Origin of the sequence: Aeromonas sp. PS2Canimalfood6, assembly GCF_048276795.1 — a bacterium.
GTDB lineage: Bacteria > Pseudomonadota > Gammaproteobacteria > Enterobacterales > Aeromonadaceae > Aeromonas > Aeromonas caviae.
In genome coordinates, this window is record NZ_JBLUXC010000042.1 from 1 (window position 1) to 16976 (window position 16976).

At 65.6% G+C, this 16976-nt stretch carries 13 protein-coding genes and 1 riboswitch; of the genes, 2 read left to right on the top strand and 11 right to left on the bottom strand.

Annotated features, from left to right (window positions below):
- Positions 1 to 735: 735 nt before the first annotated feature.
- From thiH to ACNPAA_RS15565, 8 genes are all read right to left on the bottom strand, one after another.
- Positions 736 to 2007 carry a 2-iminoacetate synthase ThiH gene (gene thiH, locus ACNPAA_RS15530; protein ID WP_103244134.1) on the bottom strand — a complete coding sequence of 424 codons (1272 nt, stop codon included), beginning with the start codon at positions 2005 to 2007 and terminating at the stop codon, positions 736 to 738.
- Positions 2004 to 2771 carry a thiazole synthase gene (locus ACNPAA_RS15535; protein WP_052815867.1) on the bottom strand — a complete coding sequence of 256 codons (768 nt, stop codon included), beginning with the start codon at positions 2769 to 2771 and terminating at the stop codon, positions 2004 to 2006. The genes thiH and ACNPAA_RS15535 overlap by 4 nt, the downstream gene beginning before the upstream one ends.
- 85 nt (positions 2772 to 2856) lie before the next feature.
- Positions 2857 to 3057 carry a sulfur carrier protein ThiS gene (thiS, locus tag ACNPAA_RS15540; RefSeq protein ID WP_010672666.1) on the bottom strand — a complete coding sequence of 67 codons (201 nt, stop codon included), beginning with the start codon at positions 3055 to 3057 and terminating at the stop codon, positions 2857 to 2859.
- A gap of 2 nt (positions 3058 to 3059) precedes the next feature.
- Positions 3060 to 3839: a HesA/MoeB/ThiF family protein gene (locus ACNPAA_RS15545; protein WP_408795445.1), complete on the bottom strand. Its 780-nt coding sequence runs from the start codon at positions 3837 to 3839 to the stop codon at positions 3060 to 3062.
- Positions 3829 to 5436, bottom strand: coding sequence for a thiamine phosphate synthase (gene thiE, locus ACNPAA_RS15550; protein ID WP_139736950.1), 1608 nt, complete (start codon positions 5434 to 5436; stop codon positions 3829 to 3831). The genes ACNPAA_RS15545 and thiE overlap by 11 nt, the downstream gene beginning before the upstream one ends.
- A complete protein-coding gene (gene thiC, locus ACNPAA_RS15555; protein WP_417891854.1) occupies positions 5433 to 7424 on the bottom strand; it encodes a phosphomethylpyrimidine synthase ThiC in 1992 nt (663 codons plus the stop codon). The genes thiE and thiC overlap by 4 nt, the downstream gene beginning before the upstream one ends.
- Before the next feature lie 263 nt (positions 7425 to 7687).
- Positions 7688 to 7801, bottom strand: a riboswitch (TPP riboswitch).
- A gap of 62 nt (positions 7802 to 7863) precedes the next feature.
- Positions 7864 to 8352 (bottom strand): hypothetical protein, encoded by a 489-nt coding sequence (locus ACNPAA_RS15560; RefSeq protein WP_041214323.1) that lies wholly within the window; start codon positions 8350 to 8352, stop codon positions 7864 to 7866.
- 78 nt (positions 8353 to 8430) lie between these two features.
- Positions 8431 to 8859 carry a hypothetical protein gene (locus tag ACNPAA_RS15565; RefSeq protein WP_029313554.1) on the bottom strand — a complete coding sequence of 143 codons (429 nt, stop codon included), beginning with the start codon at positions 8857 to 8859 and terminating at the stop codon, positions 8431 to 8433.
- Positions 8860 to 8949: 90 nt separating this feature from the next.
- On the opposite strand from ACNPAA_RS15565, the gene ACNPAA_RS15570 reads away from it, so the two are divergent.
- A complete protein-coding gene (locus ACNPAA_RS15570) occupies positions 8950 to 9618 on the top strand; it encodes a response regulator transcription factor (RefSeq protein WP_049637286.1) in 669 nt (222 codons plus the stop codon).
- A complete protein-coding gene (locus ACNPAA_RS15575; RefSeq protein WP_201972574.1) occupies positions 9615 to 10871 on the top strand; it encodes a sensor histidine kinase in 1257 nt (418 codons plus the stop codon). Before ACNPAA_RS15570 ends, ACNPAA_RS15575 begins: the two co-directional genes overlap by 4 nt.
- A 156-nt stretch (positions 10872 to 11027) precedes the next feature.
- Here ACNPAA_RS15575 and rimK read toward each other — a convergent pair whose 3' ends face one another.
- The 3 genes from rimK to metH form a co-directional block, all read right to left on the bottom strand.
- Positions 11028 to 11924 carry a 30S ribosomal protein S6--L-glutamate ligase gene (gene rimK / locus ACNPAA_RS15580; RefSeq protein ID WP_010672657.1) on the bottom strand — a complete coding sequence of 299 codons (897 nt, stop codon included), beginning with the start codon at positions 11922 to 11924 and terminating at the stop codon, positions 11028 to 11030.
- A gap of 191 nt (positions 11925 to 12115) precedes the next feature.
- A complete protein-coding gene (locus ACNPAA_RS15585) occupies positions 12116 to 13183 on the bottom strand; it encodes a Gfo/Idh/MocA family oxidoreductase (protein ID WP_125117045.1) in 1068 nt (355 codons plus the stop codon).
- A gap of 67 nt (positions 13184 to 13250) precedes the next feature.
- Positions 13251 to 16946, bottom strand: a complete 3696-nt coding sequence (gene metH / locus ACNPAA_RS15590; protein WP_201872585.1) for a methionine synthase — start codon at positions 16944 to 16946, stop codon at positions 13251 to 13253.
- Positions 16947 to 16976: the final 30 nt, after the last annotated feature.

A 16976-nucleotide genomic window follows, 5' to 3' on the forward strand; every position in this document is an offset into this window, starting at 1 on the left:
GGCGAGCGTAAGACGGAAGCAAAAAATCGCAGGAATGAGCAGTGAATATCTGGAAACGGTACTCAATGCGGGTCTCAAAAAACTGGGTGAAATTTAACAAAATGTTCACGCTCTCACCCTGGATCTAGCATCTAAACACCCCTCATGGGAAATTTTCACTTCTCAAGTTGTTGGATGGCTCACCCCAATAATTGAAGATTTAAGAGAAATAGATGCTTAAATTTCGTCCTCACAGGGTGTATTACCGTAGGGTGCAATAAGCGAAGCGAATTGCACCCTACGACCACTCCCTGAGGTTATGGCGGGCACGGTTTTGGTTCCCCCTCTTATTCGCTGAGGCGAGCACGCTTGTCCAGGCCGCGAGACAGGATGTCGAGCGAGCGGCGCCGGGCCATGGATGGCCCGTCGCCGCGTGCCGTCGGACAAGCGGGTGAGCCGAAGGAACCCGACGAAGTCGGGCGAATAAGCGGGGGAGAAGACCTTTGGTGACTTTGGGTCTTTCCAAAGTCACTCGCCCCGGCCCGAAGGGCGGGCGAAACACCTTCGAGGCCAGCGGCCTCGCGTCCTGCACGGCGAAGCCGAGCCGTCTACCATCCCCAAAAAATGCAAAGCGGACGATTACGCCTATCGGCTAATCGACCCTACGATTGCACGGCGCAGCCGTGCCTGCTCGCCACAGGCTAGGAGTCTGGCTGGACGCTGGGATGCCACCGGCAAAGGGGGGCGTGGCCGCCCCTATCGGCCCAAGAAGGGTTCCCAGTCCTTGAACACCGGCTGCAACCCTGCCAGCCGCACGGCGGCGGCCACTTCCCCCACCGGGCGGTCGTCGTGGATGGCGAACTGCTCCAGCTCCTCTTTATCCCCCTCGGCATAGCCACCCGGCTGGGTGCGCGACTCGGCCGACATCTGGGTGATGCCAAGGCGCACTGCGCCGTTGCGAAAGGTGGCGGACTCGCGGGTCGAGAGGGACAAGTCCAGCGTGGGCGAGAAGAGGCGCCAGGCGCAGATAAGCTGGGCCAGCTGGCGATCCGACATGACCACGGCAGGCTCCAGCCCGCCGGTGCAGGGGCGCAGGCGCGGGAAGGAGAGGGAGTAGCGGCTCTGCCAGTGGTGGCGCTCAAGCCAGGCGAGGTGCTCGGCGACGAAGTAGCTGTCGGCACGCCAGTCCGCAGAGAGACCGATGAGCGCCCCCAGCCCTATCTTGTCGATACCGGCGCGGCCGAGCCGATCCGGCGTGGCGAGGCGCCATGCGATGTCCTGCTTGTTGCCGCGCAGGTGGTGGCGGGCATAGGTGGGGGCGTGGTAGGTCTCCTGATAGACCATGACCGAATCGAGGCCGAGGGTTTTCAGCTCGGCGTACTCGGCTTGCGAGAGGGGCTGCACCTCCATCCCCACCGTGCTGAAGTGACGGCGGATGATGGGCAACACCTGCCGAAAATAGGCGAGCCCCACCTTGTGCTCGTGCTCGCCGGTCACCAGCAGCACGCTGTCAAAACCGCGCGCCTTGATGGCCAGACACTCGCGCTCAATCTCCTCTGCATTCAGGGTCTTGCGCTTGAGGCGGTTGCTCATGGAGAAGCCGCAGTAGGTGCAGTCGTTGGCACAGAGGTTCGACAGATAGAGGGGCACATAGAAGCCGATGGTGTTGCCAAAGCGCTGGCGGGTCAGGCGCTCGGCCTCGGCTGCCATCTGCGGCAAATACGCCTCGGCGGCCGGGGAGATCAGCGCCATAAAGTCGGCCAGGGTGCGGCGGGAGGTAGTCAGCGCCCGCTCTACATCGGCGGCGGTCTTGGCGCGGATCTGCATGCCGATATCGTCCCACTCCAGCTCCTGCCATCTATCGAGAAAACTCTCCGACTTTCTCTCAACCCCCTCCCGGCCTCCCCCTTCACAAGGGGGAGGTGTTAATCCGCCCCCCCGATCTCCTACTTCACAAGAGGGCGAAGTCGACACTCCCTCCCCTGGCAAGGGGAGGGTCGGGGTGGGGTCATTGGCATGCTGACTCATAACGCCCCCAGAAAATCGGTAAGCGGGCTGGAGGCTTGCGCCTGCAGGGCGCGGGCGCCGAGACCGGCTTCATAGGCACTGCGCCCGGCGGTGCAGGCCAGCGCAAAGGCGCGGCCCATGGCGATCGGGTCGCCGCTCACCGCGATGGCGGTGTTGACCAGCACGGCATCGGCGCCGAGCTCAAAGGCGGCGGCGGCGTGGCTCGGCGCACCGATCCCCGCATCCACCACGACCGGCACATTGGCCTGCTCGACGATGATGGAGAGAAACTCCCGGGTCACCAGCCCCTGATTGGAACCGATGGGCGCACCGAGCGGCATCACGGCGGCGCAGCCCACCTCTTCGAGCCGTTTGCACAGCACGGGGTCGGCGCCGCAGTAGGGCAGCACCACAAAGCCCTCTTTCACCAGCTGCTCGGCGGCTTTCAGCGTCTCGATGGGATCGGGCAGCAGGTAGCGCGGATCGGGGTGGATCTCGAGCTTGAGCCAGTTCGTCCCCAGCGCCTCGCGGGCGAGGTGGGCGGCAAATACCGCCTCGGCGGCGGTCTTGGCCCCCGAGGTGTTGGGCAGCAGCTTGACCCCGAGTTGCCGAAGGGGCGTGAGGATATCGTCGTGGGCCTTGCCCGGTTCGAGCCGCTTGATGGCCATGGTCACCAGCTGGGAGCCACTTGCCTCGATGGCGGCGGCCATCAGTTCCGGGCGGGCAAACTTGCCGGTGCCGGTGAAGAGGCGCGAAGAGAAGGTGTGATCGGCAATCTTGAGCATGTCAGCCTCCGGCCACTGCGATAAGAAGAGATGAGGCCCCGCCGCAAGGCAGAGCGCGCGAAGATGGGACTGCGAGCATCATGGATCAGCCTCCCGCGATGGCGGTGAAGAGGTGGAGTTCGTCCCCGTCATTGAGACGGGTCTCGGCCCAGCGGCCACGGGGCAGCACGGCACCGTTGAGGGCCACCGCTACCCCCTGAGGGGAAATCTCCTGCACCGCCAGCAGCTCAGTCAGGCGCTGGCCGGTGGGCAGCGTCAGCTCGATATCGTTCAATCGGATCTTCATGGTTAATTCTCCAGGGCCGCGTGGGTGCTGCCGCAGACCGGGCAATCGGGGTCGGGAGCCAGCGTGAGGGTCTGCCACTGATGGGTCAACGCATCGAAGCGGCGCAATGTGCCCGCCACCGGGCTCGGCATCCCGAGCAGCATTTTCAGTGCCTCCAGCGCCTGCAAAGAGCCCATCACCCCGACCAGCGGGCCGGTGACACCGCTGGTCTCGCAGCTCTGGCTCACCTTGGTATCCAACGGATAAAGGCAGGCGTAGCAGGCGTGATCGCTGCTGGTGCGCACCATCAGCTGCCCCTGCCAGCCCACTGCGGCGGCACAGACCCAGGGCTTGCCCTGGGCCACGCAGGCGGCGTTGATGGCCTGGCGGGTGGCGAGGTTGTCGCAGCAGTCGATCACCAGATCCACCTCGGTCACAAACGCCGGCAGGCTGGCGGCATCGAGTCGCTGATTGATGGCAATCAGCTCCACCAGCGGGTTGTGGGCGGCCAAGCGCTCGCGGGCCAGCTCCGCCTTGGAGTGGTTGACCGCCTCGCTATCGAACAGGATCTGGCGCGGCAGATTGCTGGAGTCCACCGTATCGCCATCGGCCAGCCACAAAGTGCCCACCCCGGCCCCGGCCAGATAGAGGGCGAGCGGCGAGCCGAGCCCGCCGAGGCCCACGATCAGCACGGATTTATCCTTGAGCCGCGCCTGACCGGCTTCCCCAATTTCCGCCAGCATCAGCTGGCGGCCGTATCGCAGGTACTCTTTGTCACTAAGAGAAGCGGCATCAGAGCGCATGTTCTGCCTCCCGTATCACGCAGGCCGAGCGCGGTTCATCCCCCGCCCCCACGGCGGCGAGCAGCCGCTCGGTCGCCCCCTGCCAGTCATCGCTTGCCGTGATGGCCGAGACCAGCGCAATGCTGCCGACCCCGCTTGCCTTGACCGCCGCCACCCGCTCCTCGCTGATGCCGCCGATGGCCACCGTGGGCCACTGCGCCATCAGGGCGCGGTAGTGGTGCAGCCGCGCCAGCCCCTGGGGGCGCGAAGGCATCGCCTTGGTGTTGGTCGGGAAGATATGGCCGAGCGCGATATAGGAGGGGGCCAGCTCGCGGGCCCGCATCAGCTCGAAGTAGCCGTGGGTGGAGATGCCAAGGCGCAGCCCGGCCGCCTGAATGGCGGCGAGATCGGCGGTCTCCATATCCTCCTGCCCCAGGTGCACGCCCCAGGCACCCGCCTCGATGGCCTGCTGCCAGTAGTCGTTGATAAAGAGCCGCGCCCCATGGCGGCGACCGAGCGCTACCGCATCACGAATGGCCGGCGCCACCTCTGTGGCGGGCAGATTCTTGATCCGCAGCTGGATGGTCTTGACCCCGGCCCCCAGCAGGCGTTTGAGCCACTTGACCGAGTCCACCACCGGATAGAGGCCGAGGTTGTGTTCGGTCGGCGCAAAGGGGCCCTGCGGCAGACGGGCGCTGCTCGCTTCATACAATCCAAAGCGGCGATCGAGCGGTGAGCCCGCCAGCACGGCACGGGGGAAGTGGGCAAGATCGGCAGGCCAGCCGAGATGGGCGATGGGCCCCGGGCCTGCCCCCACCCCTTGCGCCGCCGCCAAGCCCTGTTGCAGGTAGGCGCGCGCCAGGGTGATGGCGTCCTCCACCGGATAGTCCTGCGCCACCACGGCGGCGATGGCGCTGGCGTAAGCGCAACCGGTGCCGTGACCGTGGCGGGTATCGAGGCGCGGCGCGGCGAGCCAGAATTCGCGGGTCTCATCCTGGTAGTAGTCGAGGCAGAGATCCCCGCCCCATTCAAGGTGGCCCCCCTTGACCAGCACGGCGCGAGCGCCGAGTTCGCGCAGCCGCCGGGCGGCGAGGCGCACCAGCTCGGGACTGGTGGCGGGCAGGCCGGTCAGGGCTTCCAGCTCGGGACCATTGGGGGTGATCAAGGAGAGGCGCGGCAGCAGGTGCTCGCGCACCGCCACCAGCATGCCGGGCTCCGCCATGGGGGTGCCGGTGCTGGCGATGGCCACCGGGTCGTAGACCACGAAGGGAGCCTCGACGGTCGACAACCTGCGTGCCAGCACCTCCACATGCAGCCGGGTCGGCAGCAGGCCGATCTTGATGGCGGCGGGTGGCAGATCCAGCCCCAGGGCATCGATCTGGGCGGCGAAGGTCTGCATCAGCACGGGGTCGACCATCTTCACCGCCACCGAGTTCTGGGCCGTGATGGCGGAGATGACGGAGCAGCCGTGCACGCCGAGGTCATGCATCGTGTGCAAGTCGGCCTGAATGCCGGCCCCGCCGCCGGAGTCGGACCCGGCGATGGTCCAGACCACGGGGCGGGCCTGCGTCACAGGCGACAGGTCGGCGGGGCTGACAGCCCCGCGCTCGCTGCTCACGCCTCCTCCCCTGCGGCCTGCTTCAGGGTCGCCGCCTGATGGTAGATCTCGCCGCCGGTCTCCTTGAAGGTTTCCGCCATGCGGGCCATGCCGCTCTCCACCTCGGCCACCACCCGCTCCTGCTGGCCGTCCATGCCGACCAGCTTGATCTCCACGGCTTCCAGTTTCGCCGCATAATCGCGCACGTCCTGGGTGATCTTCATGGAGCAGAACTTGGGCCCGCACATGGAGCAGAAGTGGGCCACTTTGCCGGACTCCTGAGGCAGGGTCTCGTCGTGGTAGGCGCGGGCGGTGTCGGGATCCAGGGCCAGGTTGAATTGATCCTCCCAGCGGAACTCGAAGCGCGCCTTGGACATGGCGTTGTCGCGGATCTGGGCGCCCGGGTGGCCCTTGGCAAGGTCAGCCGCGTGGGCGGCGATCTTGTAGGTAATGAGCCCCTGCTTCACGTCCTCCTTGTTGGGCAGGCCCAGGTGTTCCTTGGGAGTCACGTAGCAGAGCATGGCGCAGCCGTACCAGCCGATGAGCGCGGCGCCGATGCCGGAGGTGAAGTGATCGTACCCCGGGGCAATGTCGGTGGTGAGCGGGCCCAGGGTATAGAAGGGCGCCTCGTGGCAGTGCTCCAGCTGCTCGGTCATGTTGCGCTCGATCATGTGCATGGGTACGTGGCCGGGCCCCTCGATCATCACCTGCACGTCGTATTCCCAGGCAATTTTGGTGAGCTCGCCCAGGGTGCGCAGCTCGGCGAACTGGGCCTCGTCGTTGGCGTCATAGACGGAGCCCGGACGCAGACCGTCACCCAGCGACAAGCTCACGTCGTAGGCGGCGCAGATCTCGCAGATCTCGCGGAAGTGCTCGTAGAGGAAGTTCTCCTTGTGGTGCGACAGGCACCACTTGGCCATGATGCTGCCACCGCGCGAAACGATGCCGGTGAGGCGCTTGGCAGTCATGGGCACGAAGCGCAGCAAGACGCCGGCGTGGATGGTGAAGTAGTCCACCCCCTGCTCGGCCTGCTCCAGCAGGGTATCGCGGAACAGCTCCCAGGTGAGGTCTTCGGCGATGCCGTTGGTCTTCTCCAGCGCCTGATAGATGGGCACGGTACCGATGGGCACCGGGCTGTTGCGCAGGATCCACTCGCGGGTCTCGTGGATGTAACGGCCGGTGGAGAGATCCATCACGGTGTCGGCGCCCCAGCGGGTGGACCAGACCAGCTTCTCCACCTCCTCTTCGATGCTGGAGGTGACCGCCGAGTTGCCGATGTTGGCGTTGATCTTCACCAGGAAGTTGCGGCCGATGATCATGGGCTCCGCTTCCGGGTGGTTGATGTTGCTGGGGATGATGGCGCGACCGGCGGCCACTTCATCGCGCACGAACTCGGGGGTGATGTTCTGGGGCAGTCTGGCGCCAAAGCCCTGACCCGGATGCTGGGTGCGCAGGAGCTCGGAGCGCACTCGCTCGCGGCCCATGTTCTCGCGGATGGCGATAAATTCCATCTCGGGGGTGACGATGCCTTGGCGGGCATAGTGCAGCTGGGTGACCCGGCGGCCCGGCTTGGCACGGCGCGGCTTTGGCAGATGCTCGAAGCGCAGGTGATCCAGCCCCTCGTCCGCCAGCCGCTCCTGGGTGAAAGTGGAGCTCAGCCCCTCCAGCGCGTCGGTGTCATCGCGCTCCAGCACCCAATTCTCCCGCAGGCGCGGCAGACCGCGGCGCACGTCGATGGGGGCAGCCTCTTCCCCATAAGGGCCCGAGGTATCGTAAACCGGCACCGGCTCGTTGGGCTCGAACTGGGGAGCCTCCTTGGTGCCGCCGACGAAGGTGTCGGCCAGCTGGATCTCCCGCAGGGGCACCCGGATATCGGCGCGGGAGCCTTCGATAAAGATGCGGCGGGAGTTGGGGTGAGCCATCCCCTTCAGGTTGTCGATAAAGGTCTGGGCGCTGGAGCGCTGCTCGCGGCGGCTGGATTTGGTGGTATCAGAAACATTGGTAGACATAGCAAAACTCACATTAACTGGTTGAAGTTATGGGTGTTTGCTTGTCTGGAGTTCGAGGAGAAGATGAACTTGCGGCGGGGTGTGCTCGGGGGAGTGAGTCGGGCATGGATCTTCCCTGCTCTGCCGTCCCGGTGTTTCCCTAGTCTGGAAACCCGGCGCCCTAAGGACAACCGGACGGGACAACCTCCCCCTGTGCGCCTGTGCCAGCCAGAGGCGGTCTGCCTCCAGCTGGCGGGAAGGTGTGCCTTCCCCGGCGCGGTAACCCGCAAGTTACCCTTGTTTCCCTTCGCAGGTCTTAACCTGATCAGGTTCCACGGATCCCGAATTAACGGTCTCAGCTTAGCGTCGTTCGACGGTCAGCACTCCGACAAGATGTGCGCCAGTATAAGTGGGGAAATTTAAAGTACAAGCCATTAACAAGGGGAAAGGGAGAGAGGTCTCACTCTTCGGCGTCGAGGGGATCCTCGGGGTCAGGAATGAGGATATCGGTGAGGCGGCCCTCTTCATCCCGGCTCAGCACCAGGCGGCGACCCGGTTGCAGATCGGCGGCGCTGCCGTTGATCCAGCGAGTGTCAGCATCAAACACCAGCACGCCGAGTTCCTGTAGCAGCAATGCCTGCTGATTATGGGTGAGCAGTCGATCCTCCGCCCGCCGCCAGCTGGCCCCGAGCGCCGGATCCGGCGCCCCGTCGAGCACCCGGATCGTCTCGGCGACGCCGTAGCGGCTCTGGATCGCGAGGTGCATGCCGGGCACGAGTCCGTCCGGCTGCGCCACGCCGTGCAGTTCGGCACTGCCGAGCTCCAGCTCAGCCCCCTGGAATTGCAGGCGCACCCCGTCGTTGTGCTCCAGCTCCACCAGCCAGAGCTCGGCGTCGTCGGCAAGGGTGCAGAAGGGCAACAGCAGCAGGCAGAGTGCGGTTCGGGTCATGGCAGGCGGTCCGGGGTCACGGGGTGAGGTTTAACTATGGCCCCGGACGGGCAATTTTTCCCGGTCCGCCCTGACCGGTCAGTCATCCTCCCGGCACTGGCTCAGGCGCATGCCGTCAAACTTGCACTCCAGCTCCAGCCAGCGTCCCTCGAACGGGGAGAGGCTCCCATCCGAGGTGACATAGCCCCAGATCCTTCCACCTTCCACCGGCCCTTCCAGTTCCATCTCGTCCTCCTCTTCCAGCGCCTCCACCTCGCGAACGAGCCGCCGCGCCCCTGCCGCCGTCTCCTGCACGACCCCTTCCAGATCGACCCAGGTCCCGCCGAGATCGTCCTCATCCAGGCCATCCTTGAAGCGGGTGCGCTCATCGATCACGAAGGGAATGCCGTTGACCATCAACTGGCCAAGCTGCCAGGTGGTGCGGCCCGTGAGCTTGAACTCGGCCGCCTGCACCAGACCAAAAGGCAATAGAATCAATAACCAGAAGGCGCAGAGAGACTTCTTCATCGGGGATCCTCGGGGTTACACTGGCACACAGGATGACCCATCCGGTGTGAAATGGCCGTGAAATAGCGACACAGACCAGGAGATCAGAGCATGAAAATACTGGTGGTGGAAGACAGTCCCCAGGTGGCGGAGACCATCATGGACTATCTGGCGCTGGCCGGGCACAGGGTGGACTGCGCCTATCATGGCCAGGCCGCCCTGCAACTGCTGGCCCAGGAGCGCTTCGACGTCATCATCATGGACGTCATGATGCCGCGCCTAGACGGCCTGCGTACCGTGGAGCGGCTGCGTGCGGACGGCATCGCGACCCCGGTGCTCTTTCTCACCGCCCGTGACAGCCTGGAGGACAAGCTGGCAGGCTTTCGGGCGGGGGGCGACGACTATCTGGTCAAGCCGTTCGCCATGGAGGAGCTGGAGGTGCGCCTGGAGGCCCTCAGCCTGCGTGGCCCCAGAGGGGACATGGGCGTCCTCGGCTTTGGCGATCTGACGGTGGATCCCGCCAGCGGCCGCGCCACCCGCGCCGGGGTGGAGCTCAAGCTCGGCAAGATCCCGTTCCAGATCCTCACCCTGCTGGTGAAGCGCGCGCCCCAGCTGGTGACGCGCCAGGAGGTGCTCGACACCGTCTGGGGCGACGAGGAGCCCGACTCCGACGCCCTGCGCAGCCACATCTATGCCCTGCGCAGCGCCCTCGACAAGCCCTTCCCCACCCCCATGCTGGAGACCCTGCACGGCCAGGGCTACCGGCTGGTGACCCCATGACGAACCCGACGCCGCCCCTTGCCTCCGGTCTGCCGAGCCTGCGCCGGCGCCTGGTGCTGGCGCTGGGAGGGGCCGGTCTGCTGCTGCTGGTGATCCTGAGCCTGCTGATGGTGGTGGCCGAGAACAAGATGGAGGAGCTGAGCCTGCGCCACTGGCTGGAGGCGGAGGCAACCCGCTATGACGACGACTGGTTGCGCCTCGGAATGGCGGCCCCCGCCCCCAGCCCGCGCCAGTTCTCCAGCTACTGGACAGAGGCGGGCCGCCTGCCCGCCTGGCTCAAGGCCTACCAGAGCCCCGGCTTCTTCGAGCATCAGCTGGGCCGGGAGGACAAGCACTTCCTGGTACGCGCCCACCCCTCGGGTCAGGGGCTGCTCTATCTGGTGTTCAACGACGATGCGGACGACTACCTCGACCCTTACGAAGCCAAGCTGCATCTGGTGACCCGCCTCATCGGCCTGGCCCTGCTGCTGGGGAGCCTCGCCTTCGGCATCTGGCTGGTGCGTCACATCACCAGGCCGCTGGAGCGGCTGCGCCAGCGGGTCGCCCACCTCACCCCGGATCAGGGGGACTTCGTGCCCGATGCCCCCTGGCAGGAGCTGCGAGAGATAGAGCAGGCGCTGCTGGCGGGCAAGCACGAGGTAGCCGCCGTGTTTGCCCGTGAACAGGAGTTCAGCCGCTTTGCCAGCCACGAGCTGCGCACCCCCAACATGGTGATCCAGGGATCCGCCGCCCTGCTCGGCAAGGTGAATGACCTGCCCGCCCCGGCGGCCCGCGCCGTCAGCCGCATCCGCGCCGCCGCCGACGAGATGGCCCTGCTCACCGAAACCTTCCTGCTGCTGGGACGCAAGGAAGCCGTGGAACGCCCGCCCCAGCAGGTGGCGCAGCTCATTCGCCGGGAACTGACCCGCCTCGCCCCCCTGCTGCAACGGGAGACGCTGGACATTCGCCTGCAACTGGACGAGGAGAGCGAGGTGCAGGCCCCCCTCTCCCTGCTCGCCATCGCCCTCGGCAACCTCTTGAAAAACGCCCTGAGCTACGCCGAGGGCCACATCGAGATCACCCTGCACGAGCAGGTGCTCACCATCAGCAACCCCACCGCCGCCGCGCCGGATCAGATCCTCGGCTACGGCTGCGGCCTCACCATCATCCAGCGCATCTGCGAGAAGCTGGGCTGGCAGATTGAGACCCACCTGGTGGAGGGGGTCTTCAGCGCCCGGCTGGTGATGATCCCCGGCGCCCCCGGGGCGGCATAACCCCCTCATTCCCGGCCCTTCTTCCCGGCTGTTCAACACAGTGGGAGAAGGGAGACACTTCCCGGCAAGCCCGCTGCCTTCCAGCCCCCCCCCCCCAGATAGCAACAAGGCGCCCGAGGGCGCCCTGTGTTTACCTGTCTGACACTCGTTTGGGACTCATTCCGCCGGCTTGTGCTTGCGGCTCGCCTTGAGCTCGAGGAACTCGATGATCTTGCCCGCCACGTCCTTGCCGGAGGCAGCTTCCACCCCCTGCAGGCCGGGGGAGGAGTTCACCTCCAGCACCAGCGGGCCGCGGGCGCTTCGCAGAATATCCACCCCGGCCACGTCCAGCCCCATGATCTTGGCGGCCTGCACGGCGGTGGCACGCTCTTCCGGTGTGATCTTGATGGCTTCGGCGGTGCCGCCCCGGTGCAGGTTGGAGCGAAACTCCCCCGGCTGGGCCTGGCGGCGCATGGCGGCCACCACCTTGCCGTTGACCACCAGGCAGCGGATATCGGCACCGTTGGCCTCGCGGATGTACTCCTGCACCAGGATGTTGTTGTTGGTCTGGATAAAGGCCTCGATGACGCTCTCCGCGGCCTTCTGGGTTTCGCACAGCACCACGCCAATCCCCTGGGTTCCCTCCAGCAGCTTCACCACCAGGGGGGCGCCCCCCACCATGGTGATGAGATCCGGTACGTCGTGGGTGCTGTGGGCATAGCCGGTCACCGGCAGGCCGATGCCGTGACGGGAGAGCAGCTGCATGGCGCGCAGCTTGTCCCGGGAGCGGGAGATGGCCACCGAGCTGTTGAGGGCCATGGTGCTCATCATCTCGAACTGGCGCAGCACGGCGGTGCCATAGAAGGTGATGCTGGCACCGATGCGCGGGATCACGGCGTCATAGCTCTCCAGCTCCCGCCCTTCGTAATGGATGGAGGGGCTGTGGGAGGCGATGTTCATGTAGCAGCGCAGGGTGTCGAGCACCTCGACCTGGTGCCCACGGGCCCGGGCCACCTCGACCAGACGGCGGGTGGAGTAGTTGTTGGGCTCACGGGATAAAATGGCAATATTCATGGAAATGGCAGACCTGATAATCGGACTGGAGAGTATAAGGTGCCATGAACGACTGGCAACGCCAATCCTTTCCCCTCACCATGCGCGGTTCTGCAAGAACGGGCAAAAACCGAGAGTGCCGCACTCAAGAACGGACCGTTCTGCAAGACGGCGCCAGCCACCAGCCCTCATGCCGGATGGCGCCAGCGACGTCAATGGGGGCCGCGCAGCCCTTGCTGCAACTCAAGCAGCAGGGCGACCTCCTGCAAACGGCGCGCCGTGGTGCCGGCCCAGCCTCCCAAAGGCACGGGGGCCAGCAGGGTCTGGGCGATGCAGTGGCGATAGAGGGGCCCCTCACGTTGCCAGCCCCGCATCCCGTCGACGTCGTGATGGTGCAGCCACTCCAGGTTGCCGCGGCGAAGCAGCTCGATGCGCCGCCCGTCTTTGAAGTGCAGGCAAAGCCCCTTCTTCTCCACCCTGGGACCGGCATACTTGTCGAGCCAGAGGGTCAGGGGCACCCCTGCCGCCTCGCCGCGCAGGCAGGCCCGCCCCTCGGCGCTCTCCAGATCCCCGCACCGGATGGGCTGCCCCAGCCGGTCGCAGACGCCCTCCGCGATCAGGTGCAGGCGGTCGTCCCCACCCAGGGCCACCAGCAGTTCCCGGATCATCGCCAGCAGATGGGTGCCGATGTCGAGGATCACCCCGTCTGGATGGCGCAGGACCCGCCGATCCGGCTCCCCGGTGGCGAAGTTGAGGGCATAGGGATGCCCCGTCTCGTCCAGGCCGCAGGGTTCCAGCAAAAAGCCCTCCACCGCGCTGATATCGGCGAGGGTGGCCAGCCCGACCCCGGCGCCGCCTGGTGCCCGAGGCTGCCAGCCTTCATCCAGTTTGCCGCTCAGCAGCAACTGCTGGACGGCATTGCGGGCCATCCAGTGATCCAGCGCCAGCACCCTGGCTGCGACCTCGGGGTCCGCCAGCAGGGCGTGCAGGCGATCGTGCTGGGCCAGGGTGGCCACCACGGGTTTCTCCACCAGGATGAGGGGAATGGCGCTGGCCAGCGCCTGCTCCAGCACGGGCAGATGCAGCAGGGAAGGCGTGGCGATCACCAGCCGATCCAGGGGTTCGGCCAGCAGGGCTTCCAGGGTCGGCGTAGACATGACGCCGGGCAAGGTGATGGCGGGATCAAAACCCCATATCTCGGTATTTTCCGCCAGTGCGGCGAGTGCAGGCAGATAGGCTGTCTGCACCACAGCCCCCAGACCGACAAATCCAATCTTCATGGCAACCTCGATATGGCGTGCGTACCCGGCGTCTGCCCCGCACCGTGTGAGGCGGGGCAGACGGGGATCAATGCAGGTTGGGCCCCAGCCAGCGTTCGGCCTCTGCCAGGGTCATCCCCTTGCGCATGGCGTAGTCTTCCACCTGATCCTGCTGGATCTGGGCCACGGCGAAGTATTTGCTCTCGGGGTGGGAGAAGTACCAGCCGGATACCGCCGCCCCCGGCCACATGGCGTAGGACTCGGTGAGCTGCATACCGATGGCCTGCTCCACGTCCAGCAGCTCCCAGATGCTCCCCTTCTCGGTGTGCTCCGGGCAGGCCGGGTAGCCCGGCGCCGGACGTATCCCCTGGTAATTTTCGCGAATCAGTTCCTCGTTGCTGAGCGCCTCGTCCGGGGCATAGCCCCAGTGCACTTTGCGCACCTGCTCGTGGAGGTATTCGGCAAAGGCCTCGGCGAGGCGATCGCACACCGCCTGGATGAGAATGGCGTTGTAGTCGTCGTGGTCCGCCTTGTAGGCCTTGGCGATGGCCTCCTCGCCGATGCCGCCGGTCACCGCGAAGGCACCGATCCAGTCGGGCTTGCCGCTCTCTTTCGGCGCCACATAGTCCGCCAGACAGTAGTTGGGGAAGCCCTGCTTCTCGCTTTGCTGGCGCAGGTGGTGCAGCACCTTGCGCACCTGGGTGCGGGACTCGTCGGTGTAAACCTCGATGCTGTCCCCCACGGCGTTGGCGGGGAACAGGCCGACGATGCCGGCGCAGCGCACGCTCTGATCCTTCTCCAGCTGGTCCAGCATGGCGTTGGCGTCGGCGTAGAGGCGCGTCGCTTCCTCCCCCACCACCTCATCTTCCAGGATGCGGGGGAACTTGCCCGCCAGCTCCCAGCTCAGGAAAAACGGCGTCCAGTCGATGTAGGGGCGCAGCACCGAGATGGGCACGTTTTCGAAGGTCTGCACGCCGGGCTCCCGGGGCGCCGGGGGCTCATAACCGACCCAGTCCAGCTGATGGCGGTTGGCCCGGGCATGGGCCAGGGAAACCGGCTTGGAGCGCGGCTGCTTGCGGGCATGCTGATCCCGGGCAATCTCGTACTCCTTGTCGATGCGGGCGACGAAGGCGGGCTTGAGCTCCGGGCTCAGCAGGCTCTGGGCCACCCCCACGGCGCGGGAGGCGTTGGAGACATAGACCACGGGCTCGGAGTAGTTCTGCTCTATCTTCACCGCGGTGTGGGCCTTGGAAGTGGTGGCACCGCCGATGAGCAGCGGCAGCTTGAACCCCTGACGCTCCATCTCCTTTGCTACGTGCACCATCTCGTCCAGGGACGGAGTGATGAGGCCCGACAGGCCGATGATGTCGGCGTTCACTTCCCGGGCCGTCTTGAGGATGGTCTCGCAGGAGACCATGACCCCGAGATCCACGATCTCGAAGTTGTTGCACTGGAGCACCACCCCGACGATGTTCTTGCCGATGTCGTGCACGTCACCCTTGACGGTGGCCAGCACGATTTTGCCGTTGCTGGAGCCGCCGGACTTCTCCGCCTCGATGTAGGGTTGCAGGTAGGCCACCGCCCGCTTCATCACCCGGGCCGACTTCACCACCTGGGGCAGGAACATCTTGCCGGCGCCGAACAGATCGCCCACCACGTTCATGCCGTCCATCAGCGGCCCCTCGATGACGTGCAGCGGCTTCTCGGCCTGGGCGCGCGCCTCCTCGGTGTCCTCCTCGATAAAGTCGGTGATCCCCTTGACCAGGGCGTGTTCGAGCCGCTTGCCCACCGGCCAGCTGCGCCACTCCTGATCCCGCGGATCCTCCGCCTGGGCACCCGCGCCGCGATACTTCTCGGCGATGGCCAGCAGCGCCTCGGTGGCGTTGTCGTTGAGGTTCAGCACCACCGCCTCGACCTTCTCTTTTAGATCGCTCGGGATGTCTTCGTAGATGGCAAGCTGGCCCGCGTTGACGATCCCCATGTCCATGCCGTTCCTGATGGCGTGGTAGAGGAAGACAGCGTGGATGGCTTCGCGCACCGGCTCGTTGCCACGGAAGGAGAAGGAGACGTTGGAGACACCGCCGGAGATCATGGCGTGGGGCAGGTGTGTTTTGATGTCCTTCACCGCTTCGATGAAGTCCACCGCGTAGTTGTTGTGCTCGTCGATGCCGGTCGCCACCGCGAAGATGTTGGGGTCGAAGATGATGTCTTCCGGCGGGAAGCCGACGCGGTCCACCAGAATGCGGTAGGCGCGCTGGCAGATCTCGAACTTGCGGGCACGGGTATCAGCCTGGCCCACCTCGTCGAACGCCATGACGATGACGGCGGCGCCGTAGCGACGCAGCAGTTTCGCCTGCTCGATGAATTTGTCCTCCCCCTCCTTCATGGAGATGGAGTTGACCACCGGCTTGCCCTGCACGCACTTGAGGCCCGCCTCCAGCACCTCCCACTTGGAGGAGTCGATCATCACCGGCACCCGGGCGATATCCGGTTCCCCGGCGATGAGGTTCAGGAAGCGCACCATGGCCGCCTCGGCGTCCAGCATCCCCTCATCCATGTTGATGTCGATGATCTGGGCGCCGTTTTCCACCTGCTGCTTGGCCACATCCAGGGCCTCGTCGTAGAGCCCCTCTTTTATCAAGCGCTTGAACTTGGCCGAACCGGTGACGTTGGTCCGCTCACCCACGTTCACGAACATGGAGTCCGCCGTGATGATGAGAGGCTCCAGGCCCGACAACCGGCAGGCCACCGGCAGATCCGGCAGGGCACGGGGCTTGATGCCCGCCACGGCATCCGCCATGGCGCGAATATGGGTCGGGGTGGTACCACAGCAGCCACCCACCAGGTTGAGGAAGCCGCTTTGGGCCCACTCGCGGATATGCTCCGCCATCTCTACCGCGTCCAGATCGTACTCGCCAAACGCATTGGGCAGACCGGCATTGGGGTGGGCGCTGACATGGGTCTCGCTGATGCGGGACAGCTCCTCCACGTACTGGCGCAGCTCGTCCGGCCCCAGCGCACAGTTGAGGCCGAAGGAGACCGGTTTGACGTGGCGAAGGGAGTGGTAGAAGGCCTCGGTGGTCTGGCCCGAGAGGGTACGACCGGAGGCGTCCGTGATGGTGCCGGAGATCATCACCGGCAGGCTGTAACCCAGCTCCTCGAACACCAGGTCCACCGCGAAGGCGGCCGCCTTGGCGTTGAGGGTGTCGAAGATGGTCTCGATCAGGATGATGTCGGCACCGCCCTCGATCAGGGCGTGGGTCGATTCGGTGTAGGCGGCCACCAGCTCGTCATAGGTGACGTTGCGCTTGCCCGGATCGTTCACGTCTGGCGAGATGGAGGCGGTACGGTTGGTGGGGCCCAGTACCCCTGCCACAAAGCGCGGTTTCGTCGGGTCCTTGGCGGTCCACTCGTCCGCCACGGCGCGGGCCAGGCGGGCCGCCTCCCGGTTTATCTCGGCCGAGAGCGCTTCCATCTCGTAGTCCGCCATGGCGATGCGGGTGGCGTTGAAGGTGTTGGTCTCGAGGATGTCGGCCCCGGCGGCACAATACTGGTCGTGGATCTCGCGAATGACGGCGGGACGGCTCAACACCAGCAGGTCGTTGTTGCCCTTGATGTCGGTATGCCAGTCGGCAAACCGCTCCCCCCGATAGTCCGCCTCACCGAGTTTGTAACCCTGGATCATGGTGCCCATGGCCCCGTCGATGATCAGGATCCGCTCCTTGAGACAGGCTTCCAGCCTGGTTGTGACATCCGCTTTCTTGTTCGACTCTCTGCTCGACACCGCTCGTACCCCTTACATCCATGCAACTGC